This window comes from Streptomyces sp. XY431, from assembly GCF_001279805.1.
In the GTDB taxonomy this organism is placed as follows: domain Bacteria; phylum Actinomycetota; class Actinomycetes; order Streptomycetales; family Streptomycetaceae; genus Kitasatospora; species Kitasatospora purpeofusca.
Genome location: NZ_LGDO01000323.1, coordinates 1 through 483, shown reverse-complemented (window position 1 = coordinate 483; position 483 = coordinate 1). Strand labels below are relative to the sequence as shown.

1 protein-coding gene is annotated in these 483 nt (G+C 72.7%); it reads right to left on the bottom strand.

Annotated elements, in window-relative coordinates; translation table 11 throughout:
- Positions 1-483, bottom strand: a 483-nt coding sequence (locus ADK60_RS24785; RefSeq protein ID WP_159400565.1) for a polyketide synthase dehydratase domain-containing protein, incomplete at both ends; no start/stop codon positions are given.

Here is a 483-nt window from a genome sequence, read left to right as displayed (position 1 = left end):
GTCGTCGGTGGTGTCGGTGTCGGTGGTGTGGGGGCGGGAGTGGATGGTGACGGTGCGTCGGCCGTCGGTGTCGGGGGTGGTGACGGTGACCTGGATGACGCTGTGGGCGGTGTCGGTGAGGACGAGGGGGCGTTCGAGGGTGAGTTCGTCGAGTACGCGGTAGCCGACCTGGTCGGCGGCGTGCAGGGCGAGTTCGACGAACGCGGTGCCGGGCAGGATGACCGTCCCGAACACGCCGTGATCGGCGAGCCAGGAGTGCGTGGTCAACGACATCTGGCCGGTCAGGACCAGCCCGTCCTGGGAGGCCAGCCGGACGGCGGCGCCCAGCAGCGGGTGCCCGGCCGGGTTCAGCCCGAGCCCGGCCGCGTCCAGGACCGGCTTGGCCGCGGGCAGCCAGTGGCGGCGGTGTTGGAAGGCGTAGGTGGGGAGGTCGGTGAGGTGGCCGGTGCGGGTCCAGGGGGTCCAGTCGACGGTGAGGCCGGC